Consider the following 18,190-nt stretch of genomic DNA (forward strand, 5'->3'; position numbering starts at 1 on the left):
AAACCCTGAAGCAGGTGTAGAGTCAAACACCCCTGCTGATTCCCTTCGAAGCCCATGAAAATCGGAGAACTGGCCCGCGCCGCCAAGACGCCGGTCGAAACCATTCGCTACTACGAGCGCGAGCAACTGCTGCCCGCGCCGGCCCGCACCGACGGCAACTACCGCATCTACGACGACGCGCATGCGCAGCGCCTGGGTTTCATCCGGCGCTGCCGCTCGCTCGACATGACGCTCGACGAGATCCGCGTGCTGCTGCGCTTTCGCGATGCGCCCGGCGAAGACTGCGGCGAGGTCAACCAGCTGCTCGACGACCACATCGGCCATGTGGCCGCGCGCATCGCAGAGCTCAAGACGCTCGAGAAGCAGCTGAAGGCGCTGCGCGAGCAATGCGGCGGTGCCGAATCGGCCCTGCACTGCGGCATCCTGCACGAGCTGGACACCGCTGCGCTGGCGTCCGAGCCCTTCGGCCAGCATGCGGGCCATGTGCATGGCGCCTTGCACGCGGGACCGAAGCGGCCCGCCTGAGCCGGCCCTACTTCCCGATCAACTGCGTCAGCTTCTCGGCCTGGAAGCTCTCGTTCCGCTGCGCATCGCCGGGTACGCAATCCTTGTTGCCGGGCTGGGCCGACAGCTTCTCGATCGCCTGCCACAGCAGCGCGATCTGGTGTTCCTGGCCCGCGGCGTTGTCGATCAGGCCGCGCATCGCCTGGCTCAGCGGATCGTCTTCCTGCGTGATGCCGTAGGCCGAGAACTTCTGCGGCGCGGCCACGTCGGCGCTCTCGCCGGCCTTCGATGGAATGATCCGCGCCGGAATGCCCACCGCCGTTGCGCCCGCGGGCACCGGCTTGATGACCACCGCATTGCTGCCGATCTTGGCGCCGTCGCCCACCTCGAAACCGCCGAGCACCTTGGCGCCCGCGCTCACGACCACATTGCGCCCGAGCGTGGGATGCCGCTTGGTGCCCTTGTAGAGCGAGGTGCCGCCCAGCGTCACACCCTGGTAGATGGTGCAGCCGTCGCCGATCTCGGCGGTCTCGCCCACCACCACGCCCATCGCATGGTCGAAGAAGACCCGCTCGCCGATCTTGGCCGCGGGGTGGATCTCGATGCCGGTGAGCCAGCGCGCGACATGGGCGATGAAGCGTGCGGGCCACTTGAAGCCATGGGTCCAGCAGGCGTGCGCCCAGCGGTGCAGCACCACGGCGTGGAATCCCGGGTAGACCGTGATCACTTCCCAGGCGCTGCGCGCGGCGGGGTCGCGTTCGAGAATGCACCGGATGTCGGCGCGCAACCGAGAGAACATCGCTGCCTTTGTTGTCGTTATATCGATAGGGCCGGGCAGTCTAAGGCCGGGGTTCTTCGCGCACGGCCGATGGGGTTTTGACAGCCGCGTCCGCCATGGCCTTGGCGATGCCGCGCAGGATGTGGATCTCCTCGGGCGTGGGCTGGGCCCGGTTGAAGAGCTGTTGCAGCCGCGCCATGAGCTTCTTCGGCGCCTCGGGGTCGAGAAAGCCGACGGCCACCAGCGAGCGCTCCCAGTGTTCGAGCATGCCGGCCACGGCCTTCGCATCGGCCGCCTGCACGGGCGCGGTGGCGTCGCGCACCGCGTAGCCGCCCAGCGCGAGCCGCCATTCGTAGGCGATCACCTGGATCGCAGCGCCGAGGTTCAGGGAGCCGAACTTCGGATCGGTCGGGATGGTCAGCGCCACATGGCAGCGGTAGACGTCTTCGTTCCGCATGCCGAAACGCTCGGAGCCGAACAGGAAGGCGACGTGCGGGTCGCCCTCGGCCGCGAGTGGCGCCAGGTGTTCGCGCGGCGTGCGGGTGGGCGGGCCGAAGTCGCGCGGCACCATGGCGGTGGCGCACAGGTGGGTGATGCCGTCGAGCGCCTCGTCGAGCGTTTCGACGATGCGGGCGTTGGCCAGCACGTCGAGCGCGCCGCTCGCGCGCTGGATAGTTTCCTCGCGGCGCAGCACGTTGGGCCAGCGCGGCGCCACCAGCACGAGGTCGTCGAAACCCATGGTCTTCATGGCGCGCGCGGCGGCGCCCACGTTGCCGGCATGGCTGGTCTGGATCAGGATGAAGCGGGTGCGCATGGCGGTCGAAGGGGCACGAAAATGGCGGAGCCGGTAAAATCCCCGATTCTCGCCGCCCGCATCGCCGGGCCGCCCACCGGGGCACCTGCCGCTCCTTACGCCGTTCTTCCACAATCCAATGTCGTCCCCCAACCTGCATCCCATGCTCAATGTGGCCGTCAAGGCCGCACGCGCCGCCGGCGCGATCATCAACCGAGCCGCCCTCGACGTCGAGGCCGTGCGCATCTCGCAGAAGCAGGTCAACGACTTCGTCACCGAAGTCGACCACGCCAGCGAGCAGGTCATCATCGAAACGCTGCTTGGCGCGTACCCGGGGCACGGCATCCTGGCCGAGGAATCGGGCACCGAACACGGTGCCAAGGATTCCGAGTTCGTCTGGATCATCGATCCGCTCGACGGCACCACCAACTTCATCCACGGCTTCCCGGTCTACTGCGTCTCGATCGCGCTGTCGGTGCGCGGCAAGATCGAGCAGGCGGTCATCTACGACCCGAGCCGCAATGACCTGTTCACCGCCACCAAGGGCCGCGGCGCCTACATGAACGAGCGCCGCATCCGCGTGTCCAAGCGCACCAAGCTCAGCGAGTGCCTGGTCTCCACCGGTTTTCCGTTCCGCAGCGGCGACAACTTCAAGCAGTACCTCGCGATCATGGCCGACATGATGCCGCGCATGGCGGGCCTGCGCCGCCCGGGCGCCGCGGCGCTCGACCTGGCCTACGTGGCCGCGGGCTTCACCGACGGCTTCTTCGAGACCGGGCTCAACCCCTGGGACGTGGCCGCGGGCTCGCTGCTGGTCACCGAGGCCGGCGGCCTGATCGGCAACTTCACGGGCGAGCCCGACTTCCTCGAGCAGCGCGAATGCCTGGCCGGCGCGCCGCGCATCTACGGCCAACTGGTGCCGTTGCTCGCCAAGTACTCGAAGTTCGCGAGCGTGGACGACAAGCTGCGCGCGAGCGACCGCGTGCGCGCGGTCTCGGCTTCGACCCGCACGCGCCCCGACGATACCTCGGCCTACCTCTACGCCCGCAGCACCGTCACCGACGAGACCGCCGCCCCCCTCGAGGACGGCGAAGTCCCCGCGGCAGCGGCGCCCGCCGCGCCGGCGGCGCCCCGCAAGCTCACCCGCGTCAAGCGCGAGGCGCCCGCCGCCGAAGGCGACGCACCCGCGCAGTGATGGCGGGGCCGGCCGCCGCGACCCAGGCGCGCGAGGCGCTGCGCACCGCGCTGGGCCAGTACGTCGCGAGCGGGCTCACCGTCGCTGTCGGCCTGCTGCTGATCTCGGGCGGCGTGCATCTCTGGCTGGGTGCCGTCGCGGCCTCGACCGCCGCGGTCGGCGTGATCGTCACCGCGCCGCCTGACCTGCCCGGCCCGCGCCGCGGCAAGTTCTTCCAGATGCTGCCGGCACCGCTGCTCGGGCTGCCGCTGTTCTTTCTGGTGCAGCTGCTGCACGCCGCGCCGATCCGCCTCGGGCTGGTGCTCGTGCCCGCCACCTTCGTCGCCTTCCTGGCCATGGCCTGGGGCAAGCGGGGCATCCCGATCGCGATCGCGGTGATGTTCTCGATGGTCTTCTCGATGGCCACGCCCGCACCGAGCGGCATGGCCGAGGCGCTCGAGCGCACCTGGCACTTCGGCCTCGGTGCCGCGCTCTACGTGGTCTGGGCCACGCTCGCCAACCAGGCGCTGAACTGGCGCTTTCGGGTCCAGTCGATCTCGGACGTGCTGTATTCGCTGGCCGCGCTGATGCGCACCGAAGCCAGCCAGTTCATGCCGCGCGACGACACCCGTGACGTGCGCGACACCCCCGCGCCGCTGCTGGGGCGGCTGCTGCGCGAACAGGCGGCGCTGGCCGACCAGCTGCAGGCCACGCGCGACATCGTGCTCGAGTCGCCGCGAACGCCGCGGCGCCAGCGGCTGGCCTCGATGCTGGTGATCGTGCTCGAGATGCGCGACCAGCTGCTCGCGAGCGAGCTCGACCTCGATGCGCTCAAGAGCCACCCCGACCATGCCGAGGCACTCATCGAGATGCGGCGCGTGCTCGAAGGGCTCGCCGACGACACCGCGGCGCTCGGCGACGCACTGCTGCTGGGCCGCCAGCCCGAGGCGCTGTCCGACCGCCGGCCGCGGCTCGCGGCGATCCACCTGCCGGGCGAGGACCACGCGCCCGGCCACGGCCTGCCCGGGCCGAATGCCGCCATGCTCGCGCGCGGCCTCGCGAGCCGCATCGGCCACATCAACGACGAAGTGCTGCGCCTGTCGGCCATGGCGCGCGGCGATGCCGAGCCCGACCTGGCGGTGGTGCGGGCCAACTGGCAGCTGTTCGTGAGCCCGACCGACTGGTCGATCCTGCCGTTCCTCGCGCTCTGGCGTTGGGACGCGCCGCCGCTGCGGCATGCGATCCGCGCCGCGCTCGCCATCGCAGCCGGCTACATCATCGCGGTCTCGCTGCCCTGGGTATCGCACGACTACTGGATCCTGCTGACCATCGTCGTGGTGCTGCGCGGCAGCCTGTCGCAGACGCTGGAGCGGCGCAACAGCCGGGTCGCCGGCACGCTGCTGGGCAGCGTGCTCGCGGTCGTGCTCTTGGCGGCGCATCCATCGCCGCTCGCGCTGCTGGTCATCGTCACGGTCTCTCAGGCGATCGCGCACAGCTTCGCGGTGCGGCGCTACCTGATCACCGCGGTGGCCGCCACGGTGCTCGGCCTGGTGCAGGCGCACATGCTCAACACCGGCACCGCGCCGATCTTCGCGCTGTTCGAACGCATCGCCGACACCCTGATCGGCGCCGCGCTGGCCTGGGGCTTCTGCTATGTGCTGCCCTCGTGGGAGCGCGGGCAGATCCCGGCGCTGGTGGCACGGGTGCTCACCGCGCAGGCGCGCCATGCCCGGCTGGCGCTCGGCCTGGGGCAGCTGCAGGCGATCGACAGCAGCCCCGAACTCGAATGGCGGCTCGCGCGCCGCGAGGCCTTCGACAGCCTCTCGGCGCTGGTGCAGGCCACGCAACGCTCGCTGTCCGAGCCGCGCGCGGTGCAGCCGCCGGTCGAGCCGCTCGAGCACCTGCAAGCGCACAGCTACCAGCTGCTCGCGCAACTCAGCGCGGTCAAGTCGATGCTCGTGCTGCGGCGCGACCGGCTCACGCCGAACGAGATCGAAGGGCCGATCAGCCGAACCGCCGAACGCATCGCCGCCGCCATCGGGACCCTGCCCAAGACCGGGCCGGCCCAGCCGGAGAGCCCAGGCTCCACGGCCGTCGGCGGCCCGATCCCCCCCCTGCCCGATCCGTTCGAGAACGACATCAGCCCCTGGCTGCTGCGCCGGCTCGACCTGGCCACGGCACTCGCGACGCAGCTGCGCGACGACGCGGCGCGCATTCTTCAACACCTGAACGAGACAACAGACCCAAAGACGCCACCCGCCCGATGACCCAAGAGATCCTCGACCACCCCTGGCTCGGCACCTGGATTGCCGTTTTCATTGCCGTCCCGCTCGCTCTCCTGATCCACCGCATCGGCGGCATGGTCCTCAGGCGCATCACCCGCCCGGCGCCCACGGTGCATTCAATGGTGCTCAGCTGCCACGCGCCGGCGCGCCTGGTGCTGCCGCTGATCGCCTTGCAGCTCGTGTTTCAGGCCGCCCCGGACGACCTGCGCTTCATCGGCACGGTGCGCCACTTCAGCGGCCTGCTGCTGATCGCCGCCGTCACCTGGCTCGCGGTGCGAGCAATCAGCGGCTTCGCCGACGGCGTGCTCGCGAAGAACCCGTACGACGTGGCCGACAACCTGCAGGCGCGCCGCGTGCTTACGCAGACGCGCGTGCTCTCGCGCACCGCCATCAGCATCGTGCTGGTGGCCGGCGCCGCGATGATGCTCATGACCTTTCCGGGCGCGCGCCAGGTCGGCGCGAGCCTGCTGGCGTCGGCCGGCGTGATCGGCATCGTGGCCGGCCTGGCGGCCAAGCCGGTGTTCAGCAACCTGATCGCGGGCCTGCAGATCGCGCTCGCACAGCCGATCCGCATCGACGACGTGCTGGTGGTCGAAGGCGAATGGGGCCGTGTCGAGGAGATCACCGGCACCTTCGTGGTGCTCAAGATCTGGGACGACCGGCGGCTGATCCTGCCGCTCACCTACTTCATCGAGAAGCCGTTCCAGAACTGGACGCGCCATTCGGCGCAACTGCTCGGCTCGGTCTTCGTCCACCTCGACTACGGCATGCCGCTAGCGCCGCTGCGCGAAGAGGCCGAGCGCATCGTGAAGGCCGCGCCGGAATGGGACGGCCGCTTCTTCAATCTGCGCGTCACCGACACCACCGAGCGCACGATGCAGGTCCGCGTGCTCTGCACCGCTGCCACCTCGGGCCTCGCCTTCGACCTGCGCTGCACCGTGCGCGAGGGGCTGATCGACTTCGTGCAGCGCGAGTACCCGCAGTTTCTGCCCAAGATGCGCTTCGACGACGGCGGCGGCAAGGCTAGCGGCGCAGCGGCGGAAGCTGCAGGTTCGTGACCGCGCGCAGCAGCCACTCGAACGGGCCGTACGCAAAGCGGCGCATCCACCAGCGGCTGAGCGGCAACTGGCAGGCGAAGATCGCGAACGCGATTGCCATTGCAGCGAGCGGCCCGGTCGTGCCGATCCAGCGCAGCCCGTAGGCCAGGAAGATCCAGGCGCACACCAGCGACTGCAGCAGGTAGTTCGACAGCGCCATGCGGCCCGCGGGCGCGAACCAGGCTTCGAGCACGCGCCCGCGCTGCGTGCCGAACAGCAGCACCAGCCCGGCCGCGTAGCCCGCGCTCAGGAATGGCGCAGTGAGCAGCGTGGCCGCGAGCCCCTGGAAGCTGCGCACCGCGTCTTCCTCGCGCAGCGTGAACACCGTGTAGAAAGCCGCCCCGGGCAGGCCCACCGCCAAGCCCCAGGCGCACACGCGCCGCCACAGCGCCGCATGCGCGGCGGGGTCGGCCAGCAGCCGCCGCCGGCCGGCCACGCAGCCGACGAAGAACATCGCCAGCGCGGTCGGCGCCTGCACCAGCACCGTGATCCACCAGATCTGCCCCAGGTCGCGCAGGTGCTGCGCCACCACCGTCGCAGGCGTGCCGCGGTAGGCCGAGAGCGCCGCGGCCGCCTGCGCATGGGCACCGCGCAGGTCGAGCATCGCGCCGCCCAGCGAATGCGACAGCAGCAGGCTGAAGCCGGCCCAGAGCGACGCCGTGGCGAGCACCAGCAGACACGCGCCGCGCAGCAAAAAGGCATCGCTGCGCCGCCGCAGCATCAGCAGCACCGCCCCGATCACGGCATAGGTGGCGAGGATGTCGCCCTGGTAGAGCAGCACCGCATGCAGCACGCCGAGCAGCCACAGCATGGCTAGCCGCCGCGCCATGCGCGCGGCGAACGATGCGCCGGCGCGTTCGGCCGCCTGCATCTGCAGCGTGAAGCTGTAGCCGAACAGGAACGAGAACAGCAGGTAGAACTTGGCTTCGAACGCGAAGGTCCTCACCAGCACCGCGCAGCGGTCGGCGAAGGAGCTCGCGAGCGGATCGGGCAGCCCCGCGCCGTAATGGGCCGAGGAGAAGGTCGCGATGTTGACCACGACGATGCCGAGCAGCGCAAAGCCGCGCAGCGCATCGACGGTGGCCTGGCGGTCTTCGCTGGTCGTCATGCGCCGCTTTCTGCCGGCGCCGTTCGCCCGGCGCGCGACCGCACGATGTGCGCGATCGCGTCGAGCAGCAGCCGCGCGCCTTCGCCCGGTTCGGCGTTGCGGCGCACCGTGATGCCCACCGGCCCCTCGGTGCCAGCCGTGTCGTAGGCCAGCCGCGCCAGGTCGCGCCGCGCGAGAAAGCCTTCGACGGCTCCCTGCGGCGCAAACCACACCGCATCGCTGCGCAGCAGCAGCCCGACCACGAAGCTGGTGTCCGTGGCCTCGACCACCTGCTTCGGCAGCGCCATGCCCGCTGCAATCAGGAAGGCATCGGCGGTATGCCGGATCAACGTGCCCTGCACCGGCAGCACCAGCGGATGGTTCGCCAGCGCATCGAGCAGCGGATGCCTGCGCGCGGCCAGCGGGTGGCCGGGCCGAGCCACCATCAGCAGCGGCTCGGCATAGAGCTGCTCGAAGGCGAGGTCGGCCATCGACGATGCCTGCGCGAGCCGCCCAAGCACCATGTCGATCTCGCCCTGGCGCAATTGGGTCATGAGCTGCGCATTGGTACCGCTCGCCACCCGCACGTGCAGCGCGGGGTGCGCGGCCTGCAGCGCCGCCACGGCCTCGGGCAACAGGCTACCGGCCATGTTGGGCAGCGCGCCCACCGCCACCTGCACCTGGTCGCCCTCGGGCTGGTCCATCGCCAGGCCCAGGCCCTCGCGCAGGCTGCGCAGGGCCGCCACGCCATGCCGCACCAGCACCTCCGCCGCGGGCGTGAGCTCGACGCCGCGGCGCCGGCGCACGAGCAGCCTGCGCCCGACGATCTCCTCGAGTTCGGCGATGGTCTTCGACACCGCGGGCTGGGTGAGCGACAGCGCGCGCGCCGCGCGCACGAGGTTGCGCTCCTGCGCCACCATCACGAGGCACTGCAGATGGCGCAGCTTCAGGCGCGCAAAGTTCATGGCTGGCATGCCTCCTCAAAGGAAAACGGGCAACTCCAAATATAACCAACAGGAATAGCTGGCGGAATAGCTTTCAGTTGTGCGTGCACCGGCACGCTCCTAAAGTGGACCGATACGGAGACAAGGACCGAAGCATGACAACCCGCTTTTCGAAGATCGCAGACGCAAGCGCAGGCCGCGCGCGCCGCCGCGTGGCGCTGGCTGCCGCCTGCGCCGTGCTGGGCCTCGGCGCCCTCGCCACCACCACCGCCGCGCAGGCCGACGCGGCCTATCCCGCCAAGCCGGTGAAGTTCGTCACCAACTTCCCTGCCGGCGGACCGCTCGACATCCTCGGCCGCGCGCTCGGCGACGTGCTGCAGAAAGACCTCCAGCAGCCCTTCGTGGTCGACAACCGCCCCGGCGCGGGCGGCAACATCGGGGCCGACGTGGTGGCGAAGAGCGCGGCCGACGGCTACACACTGCTGCTGAGCATCGACAGCACGTTCACGATCAATCCGCACCTCTATGCATCGATGCCCTTCGCGCCCAAGGACCTGAAGCCGCTGATGATCTTCAGCTCGTCGGGCCTGAGCTTCGGCGTGTCGCAGGGGGTGAAGGCGAAGACGCTGCCCGAGTTCGTCGCGCGGGCGAAGACCGAGCCCGCCACCTTCAGCTCGGCCGGCAACGGCAGCCCGGGCCACATCGCGGCCGAGATCTTTGCCGGTGCCACCGGCGCGAAGATCACGCACGTGCCCTACAAGGGCAACGCGCCCGCGGTGCTGGCGCTGATGGCCGGCGAGGTGCAGGCCGGCATCCTCGCCACGCCGGGCCTGCTGCCGCAGGTGCAGGCGGGCAAGCTCCGCGCACTGGCCGTGACCGGCCGCCAGCGCTCGCCGCTGCTGCCCCAGGTGCCTGCCGTGGGCGAGCTGGGACTGAAGGACATGGAGTTCGAGGTGCTCTACCTCGCGATGGTGCCCGCCGCCACGCCCGCGCCCGTGATGCAGACGCTGCAGAAGGCGCTCGCCAAGGCGCTCGCGCAGCCCGAGGTCAAGGCCCGGTTGGCAACGCTCGACATGGTGCCGCTCGGCGAAAGCGGAGCCGCGGCCTCCGATCGCCTCGCCGCGAACCACGCGCGATACGGGCGCATCGTCAAGGCGACCGGGATGAAGGTGGATTGAGCGCGCCGGCGCCCGCAGCAGCGCCGCGGCGGCCCCGGTCGGCCTTGGGCAGCACGGCCTCTTCGACCATGCGTTCGGCCCGGGCCTGCAGCTTCTGCAGCGAGGCATCGAAGCGCTGCGCATCGTCGGCGTCGAGCGCGCCCATCAGGTCGGCATTGATGCGCGTGACGAGCGGGAACAGCGCTTCGTACAGCGCCTGCCCTGCCTCGGTGAGGCAGAGCCGCACCTGCCGCCGGTCGCCCGCGCGCGTGGCCCGCGAGACCAGCTGCTTGATCACCAGCGAGCCGACCGCCTTCGAGGTGCGCGCCCGGTCGAGCTGCGCATGTTCGGCGAGTTCCGAGGAGCTCAGTTCGCCGCGGCTCGCGAGCGTGGCGATGAGTCGCCACTCGCGCCGCGTGATGCCGAAACGCCCCTCGCAAAGCCGGATCACCATGCTGCCCGCCACCGACAACAGCCGCGTCAGCCGGTACAGCAGCAGGTCGTCGAGCGGGCGGCGCGGCGAGGCGGTCATCGGGAATTCGGGGTTAGCCCGGAGGATGGTTGATTAGATCAATCGACTGTAGCGTCTCTACAGTCGTCGCCACCACACGAGAACCCGGAGACACCCCCACATGACACGCCCCGCCATCGACCGACGCCAGGCCCTCGCCGCCTTTGCTGCCCTGGGCAGCGTCGCACTCGCGCCATCGCTCGCGCGCGGCCAGGCCTTCACGCCGGGCCAGCCTATCAAGGTGCTGATCGGCGTGCCCGCCGGCGGCACGCAGGACGTGCTGACGCGCGCAATCGCGCAGCAGGTGCGCGACTCGCTCGGGCCGCTTCTCGTCGACAACCGCTCCGGCGCGGCGGGCCGCATCGCGGTCGAGGCCGTCAAGACCGCGGCCCCCGACGGCCACACCCTGCTGCTCGGCACCGCGAGCATGATGACCATGTACCCGAGTGCCTACCGCAGCCTCTCGTACGACCCGATCAAGGACTTCGTGCCGATCGTCCTGGCGGCGCGCTTCGAGGTGGCATTGGTGGTGCACAAGGACGTGCCCGCGAACACGCTGGCCGAGTTCATCGCCTGGGCCCGCGCGCAGGGCGACAAGGTGAGCTTCGCGTCCTATGGCGCGGGCACGCCCTCGCACTTCCTGGGCGAGATGCTCAACCGCGCAGCCGGCCTGAAGATGGTGCACGTGCCCTACCGCGGCTCCACGCCCGCGCGCCAGGACGTGATGGGCGGCACCGTGCCGGTCTACTTCGACACTGTCGGCGGCGCGCAGCAGATGCTGACCACCGGCCGCGTGAAGGTGCTGGCCACGAGCGGCGAAAAGCGCTCGCCCCTCATGCCCGACCTGCCGAGCTTCGTGGAAGCCGGCTACAAGGACGTGGTGGCCACCGCCTGGTTCTCCTTCTACGCGCCGGCGAAGACGCCGAGTGCGACCGTCGACCGGCTGCGGGCCGAATTCACCCGCGCCGTCAACTCGCGCGAGGTCCGCCAGCTGCTGCTGCAGAACGGCATGTACCCTGTGGGCGACGGCCCCGAGGCGCTGCTGAAGACCATGCGCGAGGACACGGTGCGCTGGGCGAGCATCATGAAGGCCGCCAATTTCCAGGCTCAAGACTAGACAACAAATAACCAAGGAGGATTCCATGACGACAACACGCACAAACAACAACCCCCTCACCCGCCGCCTTGCGGTCATGCTCGCCGCGGCCGGCCTCGTTGCCGCGGCCGCGTTGCCAGCGGCGGCGCAGGCGCCCGACGCCCCGCTGCGCATCGTCGTGGGCTATGCGCCCGGCGGCGCCACCGACCGCGTCGCGCGGATCGTGGGCGACAAGCTCGGCGCCAAGCTCGGCGTGACCGTGATCGTCGACAACAAGCCCGGCGCCGGCGGCCGGCTCGCCGCGCAGCAGGTCAAGGCCACGCCCGCCAACCAGAACGTGCTGATGCTCGCCAACCCCGCCGTGATGGTGGTGGCGCCGCTGGTGTTCAAGGACAGCGGCTACGACCCCGAGCGCGACTTCGTTCCCGTGTCGCACGTCAACGCCTACGACTTCGCGCTGTCGGTGTCGCCCACGCTGCCCGTGCGCGAGCTCAACCACCTGCTCGCCTGGATGCGCGCCAACCCCTCGCAGGCCAACGTGGGCGTGCCGGCCACCGGCAGCCTGCCGCACTTCTTCGGCCTCATGATGGGCGAGAAGGCCAAGGTGCAGACGCAGGTGATCGGCTACCGCGGCTCGGCGCCGCTCTTGAACGACCTGCTCGGCGGCCAGATCCCGATCGCGGTCGACACCGCCGACGTGGTGCTGCCGCAGCACGAGGCCGGCAAGCTGCGCATCCTGGCGCTGTCGGGCAGCGAGCGTTCGCCGTTCGCACCGAACATTCCCACCTTCAAGGAAGCCGGCCTCGACCTGGCCGCGAGCGGCTGGAACACCTTCTTCGCGCCCACGAGCATGCCCAAGGACAAGGTCGAGCGCCTTGCCGCGGCCATCCACGAGGTCATGAAGGACCCGGACACCCAGCGCAAGTTCAAGGACGCGAGCATGGTGCCGGTGGTGAGCACGCAGGCGCAGACCGTTGCGATGCTGAAAGCCTATCGCGCGCAATGGGCCCCAGTGGTACAGAAATCCGGCTATCAGCCTTGAGCCATTGCAAGAAAGTGACATGACCCGACCCAACATCATCTTCATCGTCGCCGACGACCTCGGCTATGCGGACCTCGGCTGCTACGGCGGCCGCGACGCCGCGTTCGGCCCGGTGTCGCCCGTGCTCGACGGGCTCGCGGCCAACGGGCTGAAGCTCACGCAGGGCTACTCGAACTCGCCCGTGTGCTCGCCCACGCGCTTCGCGATGATCACCGCGCGCTACCAGTACCGCCTGCGCGGCGCGGCCGAGGAGCCCATCAACAGCAAGAGCCGTGGCAGCACCACGCTCGGCCTGCCGACCGACCATCCCACGCTGCCCTCGCTGCTGAAGAAGAGCGGCTACAGCACCGCGCTGATCGGCAAGTGGCACCTCGGCTATCCGCCGAGTTTCGGCCCGCTGCGCTCGGGCTACGACGAGTTCTTCGGCCCGATGTCGGGCGGCGTCGACTACTTCACGCACTGCGATTCCGCAGGCCGCCACGACCTGTGGTTCGGCGAGGAAGAGCGCAACGAAGAGGGCTATCTCACCGACGTGCTTTCGAAACGCGCGGTCGACTACGTGGAGCGCATGGCGGCGCAGGACGCCCCGTTCTTCCTGAGCCTGCACTACACCGCGCCGCACTGGCCGTGGGAAACGCGCGACGACGCCGACAAGGCACCGCTCGTGAAGGACAACCTGTTCGATCTGGCCGGCGGCAACATTCACGTCTACCGCCGCATGATCCATCACATGGACGAGGGCATCGGCTGGATCATGGCCGCGCTCGAGAAGCACGGCATCGCCGACAACACGCTGGTGGTGTTCACGAGCGACAACGGCGGCGAGCGCTTCTCCGACAACTGGCCGCTGGTCGGCGGCAAGATGGACCTGACCGAAGGCGGCATCCGCGTGCCCTGGATCGCGCACTGGCCCGCTGTCATCGCCAAGGGCGGCGAGAGCCGCCAGCTGTGCATGACGATGGACTGGTCGGCCACCATGCTCGACGCGGCCGGCGCCGCGGCCGACCCGGCGTTCCCGCTCGACGGCGTGTCGCTGATGCCGGTGCTGAAAGACGCCGCGCACAGCTTCCGCCGGCCGCTGCACTGGCGCATGAACCACCGCGGCCAGGAAGCGCTGCGCGACGGCGACTGGAAGTACCTCAAGGTCGACGGCAACGAGTATTTGTTCAACATCCCGGCCGACGAGCGCGAGCGCGCGAACCTCGCGAAGAAGGAGCCCGGGCGCCTGGCCGCGATGCGCGAGGACTGGCTCGCCTGGAACGCCACGATGCCGCCGATCCCGGCGGACGCGACGGTGAGCCTCGGGTATTCCGTCAAGGACATGCCGCAGCGCTAGCGCCGCTGGGTCGACGCCAGCGAACGAGCGCTTCGTGCCATGCGCGTATGGCACGATCGACGCATGCTCGAGCCTTCCCGCCGCGTTCCCTACCGCACCTGGCCGGGCGCCCTCGCGGTGCTGCTAGCCATTGCCGCCTACGTGGGCGGCGTCGTCCTCTGGGACCGCCGCACGCCGGGCAACCGCCCCCTGCCCGAAGGCGAGACGGTGGAAGTCGGCCCCGCGCGGTTCGTTCCCGCCGAGGGATGGGAGATGGACGTTGCGCGCTCGAAGGCGGGCCAGTCCCTGATGCTCTTCAAGGGCGGCCACAAGTTCGTCGTGACCGCGGGCCGCTGGGCGGGCGGGCGCGACGGCCCGCTGACGCGGCAGCAGCGGCTCATGGCGCGCGGACAGGGCCTGCAGCTCGACGGCGACGTGTCCGACTTCATCACCACCTGGGGACTGCAGGGCAAGACCTTCGCCTATTACGGGCCGAAGCTGGCCGGCCGGTTCTGGCAGGTCGTGGACGTGCGGCGCAAGTCGCTCGTGCAGATCGACTTCTACGGCAGCACCGACGGGCTCAACGAGGTCTTGCCCGAAGCCCGCGCGATGCTCGAATCCATGGACCTGGAAGCCCCGCTGTGAGCACAGGGCGCGTCGACGGCGACCAGGCCCTCTGGCCAATCGGCACCGACTCGTTCTTCCAGCCGCGGCGAGCGGCCTTCTGGCTGCTCGCGGCGCTGATCGTCAACGGGCTTTTCTACATCGTCCACCTGTTCGCGATCGGCGTGCGCGTGGTGCCGGTCACCGCCATGCTGGGCCTGCTGGTGTGGACCGGCTACACCCTGGCCTTCGTGCTCGCGTTCCGCACGCTCGACCTGCTCGAGCAGCATCCACCCGAGGCCTTCGTGCTGGCTTTCGCCTGGGGCGGCATGGGCGCCGTGTACTTCGCCGCACCGGCCAACATCGCGATCCAGAGCCTGTGCGCCAAGCTGGTGTCGCCCGAGTTTGTCGCGGCCTGGGGGCCCGCGGTCGCGGGGCCGATCACCGAGGAGTTCCTCAAGCTCGCGGGCGTGGTGCTGCTGGTGCTGGTGGCACGCAACCAGTTCCAGACCTACCTCTCGGTGCTGATCGTCGGCGCGATGACGGGGCTCGGCTTCCAGGTGGTCGAGAACCTGAGCTACACGGTCAATGCCGCAATCCACTTCCCGCTCGAGAACCAGGTCTACCCGGTGCTGCTCAACCTGCTCACGCGCGGGCTGATGAGCGGGTTGTGGAGCCACGCGGCCTACACCATGATCGCGTCCTTCGGCGTCGCCTGGTTCCTGTTGCACCCCGAGCGGCCGATGGGGGCGCGCGTGGCTTTCGCGCTGCTGTGCTTCGCACTCGCATGGGCCATGCACTTCACCTGGAACTCGCCGCTGCTCGAAGAACTGTTCGACGGCGGCTACGGTGAAATGGCGATCCTGCTCGCCGTCAAGGGCGTGCCCGCGCTGATCGCGGCCGCGCTGTTCTGGCGCGTGGCGGCGCGCGAGAACGGGGCCTACCTGCATGCGCTCGCGGCCTCGTTCGTGCCCGAGCGCGAGCTGATCCGCGACGACGAATGGCTGCGCATCGGCGCGCCGCTGCTGCGCTACAAGGTGCGGCGCGACATCGGCAAGCGATTCGGACGGCGCGCCAGGCGCTTGAAGACCCGGTTGCAGCGCGAGCAGCTGCGGCTGATCCGCAAGGCCGGCATCCATGGACGCGGGCCGCAGACGCTGCCGCATGAAATGGCGATACGGCGGACCCGTGCCGCGCTCGATGCGCTGACCGTCCCGCCCGCCTGACCCCTGCGGCTGCAAGGCCTTCTGTCGGCATCGGTTTGACTCCTATTTAGATATATCTAAAATCAATTCGATATACATCGAAAAGGACACCGCCATGCGCCATTGCGATTCCGGCTTTCACCATCGCCACGCCTGCCGTGCGTCGCGCAGCGAGCATGACGACGGCATCGCGGGCGGCGACGCCAAGCCCGCGCCCGAAGACGACACCTCCGCAGGCCGCGGCGGCCGTGGCGGCGGACGCGTCTTCGACCATGGCGGGTTGCGCTTCGTGCTGCTGCGGCTCATTTCCGACAAGCCCTCGCATGGCTACGAGCTCATCAAGGCCATCGGCGACCGCCTCGGCGGGCGCTATGCGCCGAGCCCGGGCGTGGTCTACCCCACGCTCACCATGCTCGAGGAGATGGGCTACCTCACGGTGGCGGCCGAGGGCACCAGCAACCGCAAGCGCTACACCATCACCGCGCGCGGCATGGTCTTTCTGGCCGCCAACCGCGACACGGCCGACGCCATGATGGCGCGCATGAAGGATGGCGTCGACGCCGCGGGCCTGCGCAGCGAACGCCCGCCGCAGGTCGCGCGCGCCATCGAGAACCTCAAGCTCGCCATGCGCCTGCGGCTCTCGGGCGCTCCCTTGACAGAACAACAAGCCCACGATTTCGCCGCTGTGCTCGACCACGCCGCACAACAGATCGAACGCCTCTGACACCACCATTTACCTACCGATGACCGACCTCTCCACCACCACCCCGGCCTCCCCCTCTGCCCTCGATCGCATGCCGCAGCGCGTGCGCCACGAACTGCGCTTTCGCCGGCTCACCGTCCAGTCCGTGCAGCACCTGACGCCGCACATGATCCGCATCACGCTCGCGGGCGATGAGCTGGCGGGCTTCACGAGCCCGGGCTTCGACGACCACGCCAAGCTCTTCTTCCCCGACCCGGCGACTGGCCAGCTCACGCTGCCCACCGTCGGACCCGACGGCCCGGTGTGGCCAGCGGGCGAACGGCCCGCCATGCGCGACTACACGCCGCGCCACCACGACCCGGTCGCCGGCACGCTCGAGATCGACTTCGCGCTGCACGACGCCGGCCCTGCCACGCAATGGGCGCTGCAGGCCAAGCCCGGCGACATCCTCGGTGTGGGCGGGCCGCGCGGATCGTTCATCGTGCCGACCGGCTTCGACTGGCACCTGCTGATCGGCGACGACACGGCCCTGCCCGCCATCGGCCGCCGTCTCGCGGAACTGCCGGCCGGCGCACGCGCCGTGGTACTGGCCGAAGTGGACAGTGAGGCCGACCGCATCGCATTCGACAACACCCGCGCGGAAGTCACGCTGCAGTGGGTGTACCGCCAAGGCACCGCGCCCGGCCTGAGCCCCGCGCTGCTCGACGCCCTGGCCGCCATGACGCTGCCGGCTGGCGACTTCCATGCCTGGGTCGCCTGCGAGTCGGCCATCGCCAAGGCGCTGCGCGCGCATTTGGTGGGCGAGCGCGGCGCCAACCCCAAGTGGACCCGCGCCTCGGGCTACTGGCGCCGCGGCACGGCGGCGACGCACGACACGCACGACGCCTGACGCGCCAACCCGTCAGATCCAGCCGGCGCGCCTGAAGCGGTAGTAGAGATAGCCGCAGGTGCCCGCCATGAGCGCCAGCGCCGCCGCATAGCCATAGCGGAATTTCAGTTCGGGCATGTGCTCGAAATTCATGCCCCAGATGCCCGCGAAGGCGGTGCAGACCGCGAAGATGCTGGCCCAGGCAGCCAACCGCTTCGTGACTTCGCTCTCCTCGATCGTGACCATCGAAAGATTCACCGAGATCGCCGTGCCGATGGTGTCGCGCATGGCGTCGATCGAGCCGTTGATGCGCCCCAGGTGGTCGGCCACGTCGCGAAAGTACTCGTGCGAACTCAGGCAGATGTGCGGCACCCGCCCGCCGTGCAGCTTGCCCGCGGCTTCCACCAGCGGCGCCACCGCGCGCTTGAGCACCATGCTGCGCCGCTTCAGGTCGTAGAGCTGCTTGATCTTGTCGCGCGCCGCGCCGCCCTGGGTGAAGATCTGCTGCTCGATGGATTCGAGCTCCACCTCGAGCGCATCGATGACGGGAAAGTAGCGGTCGACCACCGCGTCCATCAACGCATAGAGCACGAAGCCCGGGCCGTTGCGCATCAGTTCCGGTTCGCGCTCGCAGCGCTCGCGCACGTCGAGAAAGCCCTGCTGGCTGCGGTTGCGCACCGACAGCACGTAGTTGGTGCCGACGAACACGTTCACCTCGCCCACGTTCGCGCAGTGCTCGCCTTCGGGCGAGGGCTCGACCAGGTGCATCACCACGAAGAGCGAGTCGCCGTATTCCTCCACCTTGGGCCGCTGGTGGCCGTGGTGCGCGTCTTCGACGGCAAGCGGATGCAGGTCGAACTCCTTTTGCATCTCGTCCAGTTCCTCGGGCGTGGCATCGCCGAGCGCCACCCAGACGAAACATCCGGGCCGCTGGATGTACTCGCTGATGTCCTCGACCGGAACTTCGGCGAGCTTGACGCCGTTTTCATAGGCCACGCAATTGATCAGCATCGGCTTGCGTCCATGCG

18 protein-coding genes are annotated in these 18,190 nt (G+C 69.6%); 12 read left to right on the forward strand and 6 right to left on the reverse strand.

What is annotated here, in order from left to right:
• Positions 1 to 54 precede the first annotated feature (54 nt).
• A complete protein-coding gene (gene cadR, locus AC3A6J_RS01315) occupies positions 55 to 525 on the forward strand; it encodes a Cd(II)/Pb(II)-responsive transcriptional regulator (RefSeq protein ID WP_487858088.1) in 471 nt (156 codons plus the stop codon).
• A 7-nt stretch (positions 526 to 532) separates the two neighbouring features.
• On the opposite strand, the gene cysE is transcribed toward cadR, so the two are convergent.
• Both cysE and AC3A6J_RS01325 read right to left on the reverse strand, forming a co-directional pair.
• Entirely contained in the window at positions 533 to 1,387 is an 855-nt protein-coding gene (gene cysE / locus AC3A6J_RS01320; RefSeq protein ID WP_487858620.1) for a serine O-acetyltransferase, read from the reverse strand.
• A complete protein-coding gene (locus tag AC3A6J_RS01325) occupies positions 1,344 to 2,096 on the reverse strand; it encodes an RNA methyltransferase (protein ID WP_487858089.1) in 753 nt (250 codons plus the stop codon). The genes cysE and AC3A6J_RS01325 overlap by 44 nt, the downstream gene beginning before the upstream one ends.
• Positions 2,097 to 2,214: 118 nt before the next feature.
• Here AC3A6J_RS01325 and AC3A6J_RS01330 point away from each other — a divergent pair, with 118 nt between their 5' ends.
• The 3 genes from AC3A6J_RS01330 to AC3A6J_RS01340 are packed head-to-tail and all read left to right on the forward strand — an operon-like array spanning position 2,215 to position 6,592.
• Positions 2,215 to 3,270: an inositol monophosphatase family protein gene (locus AC3A6J_RS01330; RefSeq protein WP_487858090.1), complete on the forward strand. Its 1,056-nt coding sequence runs from the start codon at positions 2,215 to 2,217 to the stop codon at positions 3,268 to 3,270.
• Positions 3,270 to 5,516, forward strand: a complete 2,247-nt coding sequence (locus tag AC3A6J_RS01335; protein ID WP_487858091.1) for an FUSC family protein — start codon at positions 3,270 to 3,272, stop codon at positions 5,514 to 5,516. Before AC3A6J_RS01330 ends, AC3A6J_RS01335 begins: the two co-directional genes overlap by 1 nt.
• Positions 5,513 to 6,592: a mechanosensitive ion channel family protein gene (locus AC3A6J_RS01340; protein WP_487858092.1), complete on the forward strand. Its 1,080-nt coding sequence runs from the start codon at positions 5,513 to 5,515 to the stop codon at positions 6,590 to 6,592. Before AC3A6J_RS01335 ends, AC3A6J_RS01340 begins: the two co-directional genes overlap by 4 nt.
• Here AC3A6J_RS01340 and AC3A6J_RS01345 read toward each other — a convergent pair.
• Complete coding sequence (locus AC3A6J_RS01345; RefSeq protein ID WP_487858093.1) at positions 6,558 to 7,739, reverse strand: DUF418 domain-containing protein; 1,182 nt, start codon at positions 7,737 to 7,739, stop codon at positions 6,558 to 6,560. The genes AC3A6J_RS01340 and AC3A6J_RS01345 overlap by 35 nt on opposite strands.
• Entirely contained in the window at positions 7,736 to 8,683 is a 948-nt protein-coding gene (locus tag AC3A6J_RS01350) for a LysR substrate-binding domain-containing protein (RefSeq protein ID WP_487858094.1), read from the reverse strand. Before AC3A6J_RS01350 ends, AC3A6J_RS01345 begins: the two co-directional genes overlap by 4 nt.
• A gap of 134 nt (positions 8,684 to 8,817) precedes the next feature.
• Between AC3A6J_RS01350 and AC3A6J_RS01355 the strand changes: the two genes are divergently transcribed.
• Positions 8,818 to 9,840 carry a Bug family tripartite tricarboxylate transporter substrate binding protein gene (locus AC3A6J_RS01355; protein WP_487858095.1) on the forward strand — a complete coding sequence of 341 codons (1,023 nt, stop codon included), beginning with the start codon at positions 8,818 to 8,820 and terminating at the stop codon, positions 9,838 to 9,840.
• On the opposite strand, the gene AC3A6J_RS01360 is transcribed toward AC3A6J_RS01355, so the two are convergent.
• Positions 9,812 to 10,351 carry a MarR family winged helix-turn-helix transcriptional regulator gene (locus AC3A6J_RS01360; protein ID WP_487858096.1) on the reverse strand — a complete coding sequence of 180 codons (540 nt, stop codon included), beginning with the start codon at positions 10,349 to 10,351 and terminating at the stop codon, positions 9,812 to 9,814. The genes AC3A6J_RS01355 and AC3A6J_RS01360 overlap by 29 nt on opposite strands.
• Before the next feature lie 100 nt (positions 10,352 to 10,451).
• Here AC3A6J_RS01360 and AC3A6J_RS01365 point away from each other — a divergent pair, with 100 nt between their 5' ends.
• The 7 genes from AC3A6J_RS01365 to AC3A6J_RS01395 all read left to right on the forward strand — a co-directional run bounded on the left by AC3A6J_RS01365 (position 10,452) and on the right by AC3A6J_RS01395 (position 17,183).
• Positions 10,452 to 11,447 (forward strand): Bug family tripartite tricarboxylate transporter substrate binding protein, encoded by a 996-nt coding sequence (locus AC3A6J_RS01365; protein ID WP_487858097.1) that lies wholly within the window; start codon positions 10,452 to 10,454, stop codon positions 11,445 to 11,447.
• Positions 11,448 to 11,472: 25 nt separating this feature from the next.
• Entirely contained in the window at positions 11,473 to 12,468 is a 996-nt protein-coding gene (locus AC3A6J_RS01370; RefSeq protein WP_487858098.1) for a Bug family tripartite tricarboxylate transporter substrate binding protein, read from the forward strand.
• Between the two features lie 19 nt (positions 12,469 to 12,487).
• A complete protein-coding gene (locus AC3A6J_RS01375) occupies positions 12,488 to 13,804 on the forward strand; it encodes a sulfatase family protein (RefSeq protein ID WP_487858099.1) in 1,317 nt (438 codons plus the stop codon).
• Positions 13,805 to 13,867: 63 nt separating this feature from the next.
• On the forward strand, positions 13,868 to 14,428 hold the full coding sequence (locus AC3A6J_RS01380; protein WP_487858100.1) for a hypothetical protein: 561 nt from the start codon (positions 13,868 to 13,870) through the stop codon (positions 14,426 to 14,428).
• Positions 14,425 to 15,612 carry a PrsW family intramembrane metalloprotease gene (locus AC3A6J_RS01385; RefSeq protein WP_487858101.1) on the forward strand — a complete coding sequence of 396 codons (1,188 nt, stop codon included), beginning with the start codon at positions 14,425 to 14,427 and terminating at the stop codon, positions 15,610 to 15,612. Before AC3A6J_RS01380 ends, AC3A6J_RS01385 begins: the two co-directional genes overlap by 4 nt.
• 94 nt (positions 15,613 to 15,706) lie before the next feature.
• Positions 15,707 to 16,315, forward strand: coding sequence for a PadR family transcriptional regulator (locus AC3A6J_RS01390; RefSeq protein ID WP_487858102.1), 609 nt, complete (start codon positions 15,707 to 15,709; stop codon positions 16,313 to 16,315).
• Between the two features lie 19 nt (positions 16,316 to 16,334).
• Positions 16,335 to 17,183 (forward strand): siderophore-interacting protein, encoded by an 849-nt coding sequence (locus tag AC3A6J_RS01395; RefSeq protein WP_487858103.1) that lies wholly within the window; start codon positions 16,335 to 16,337, stop codon positions 17,181 to 17,183.
• A gap of 12 nt (positions 17,184 to 17,195) precedes the next feature.
• Here the strand turns inward: AC3A6J_RS01395 and AC3A6J_RS01400 are convergent, their stop codons facing one another.
• Positions 17,196 to 18,173, reverse strand: coding sequence for a magnesium and cobalt transport protein CorA (locus tag AC3A6J_RS01400; protein ID WP_487858104.1), 978 nt, complete (start codon positions 18,171 to 18,173; stop codon positions 17,196 to 17,198).
• Positions 18,174 to 18,190: the final 17 nt, after the last annotated feature.

The organism is Variovorax sp. Soil_C_39, assembly GCF_057656815.1.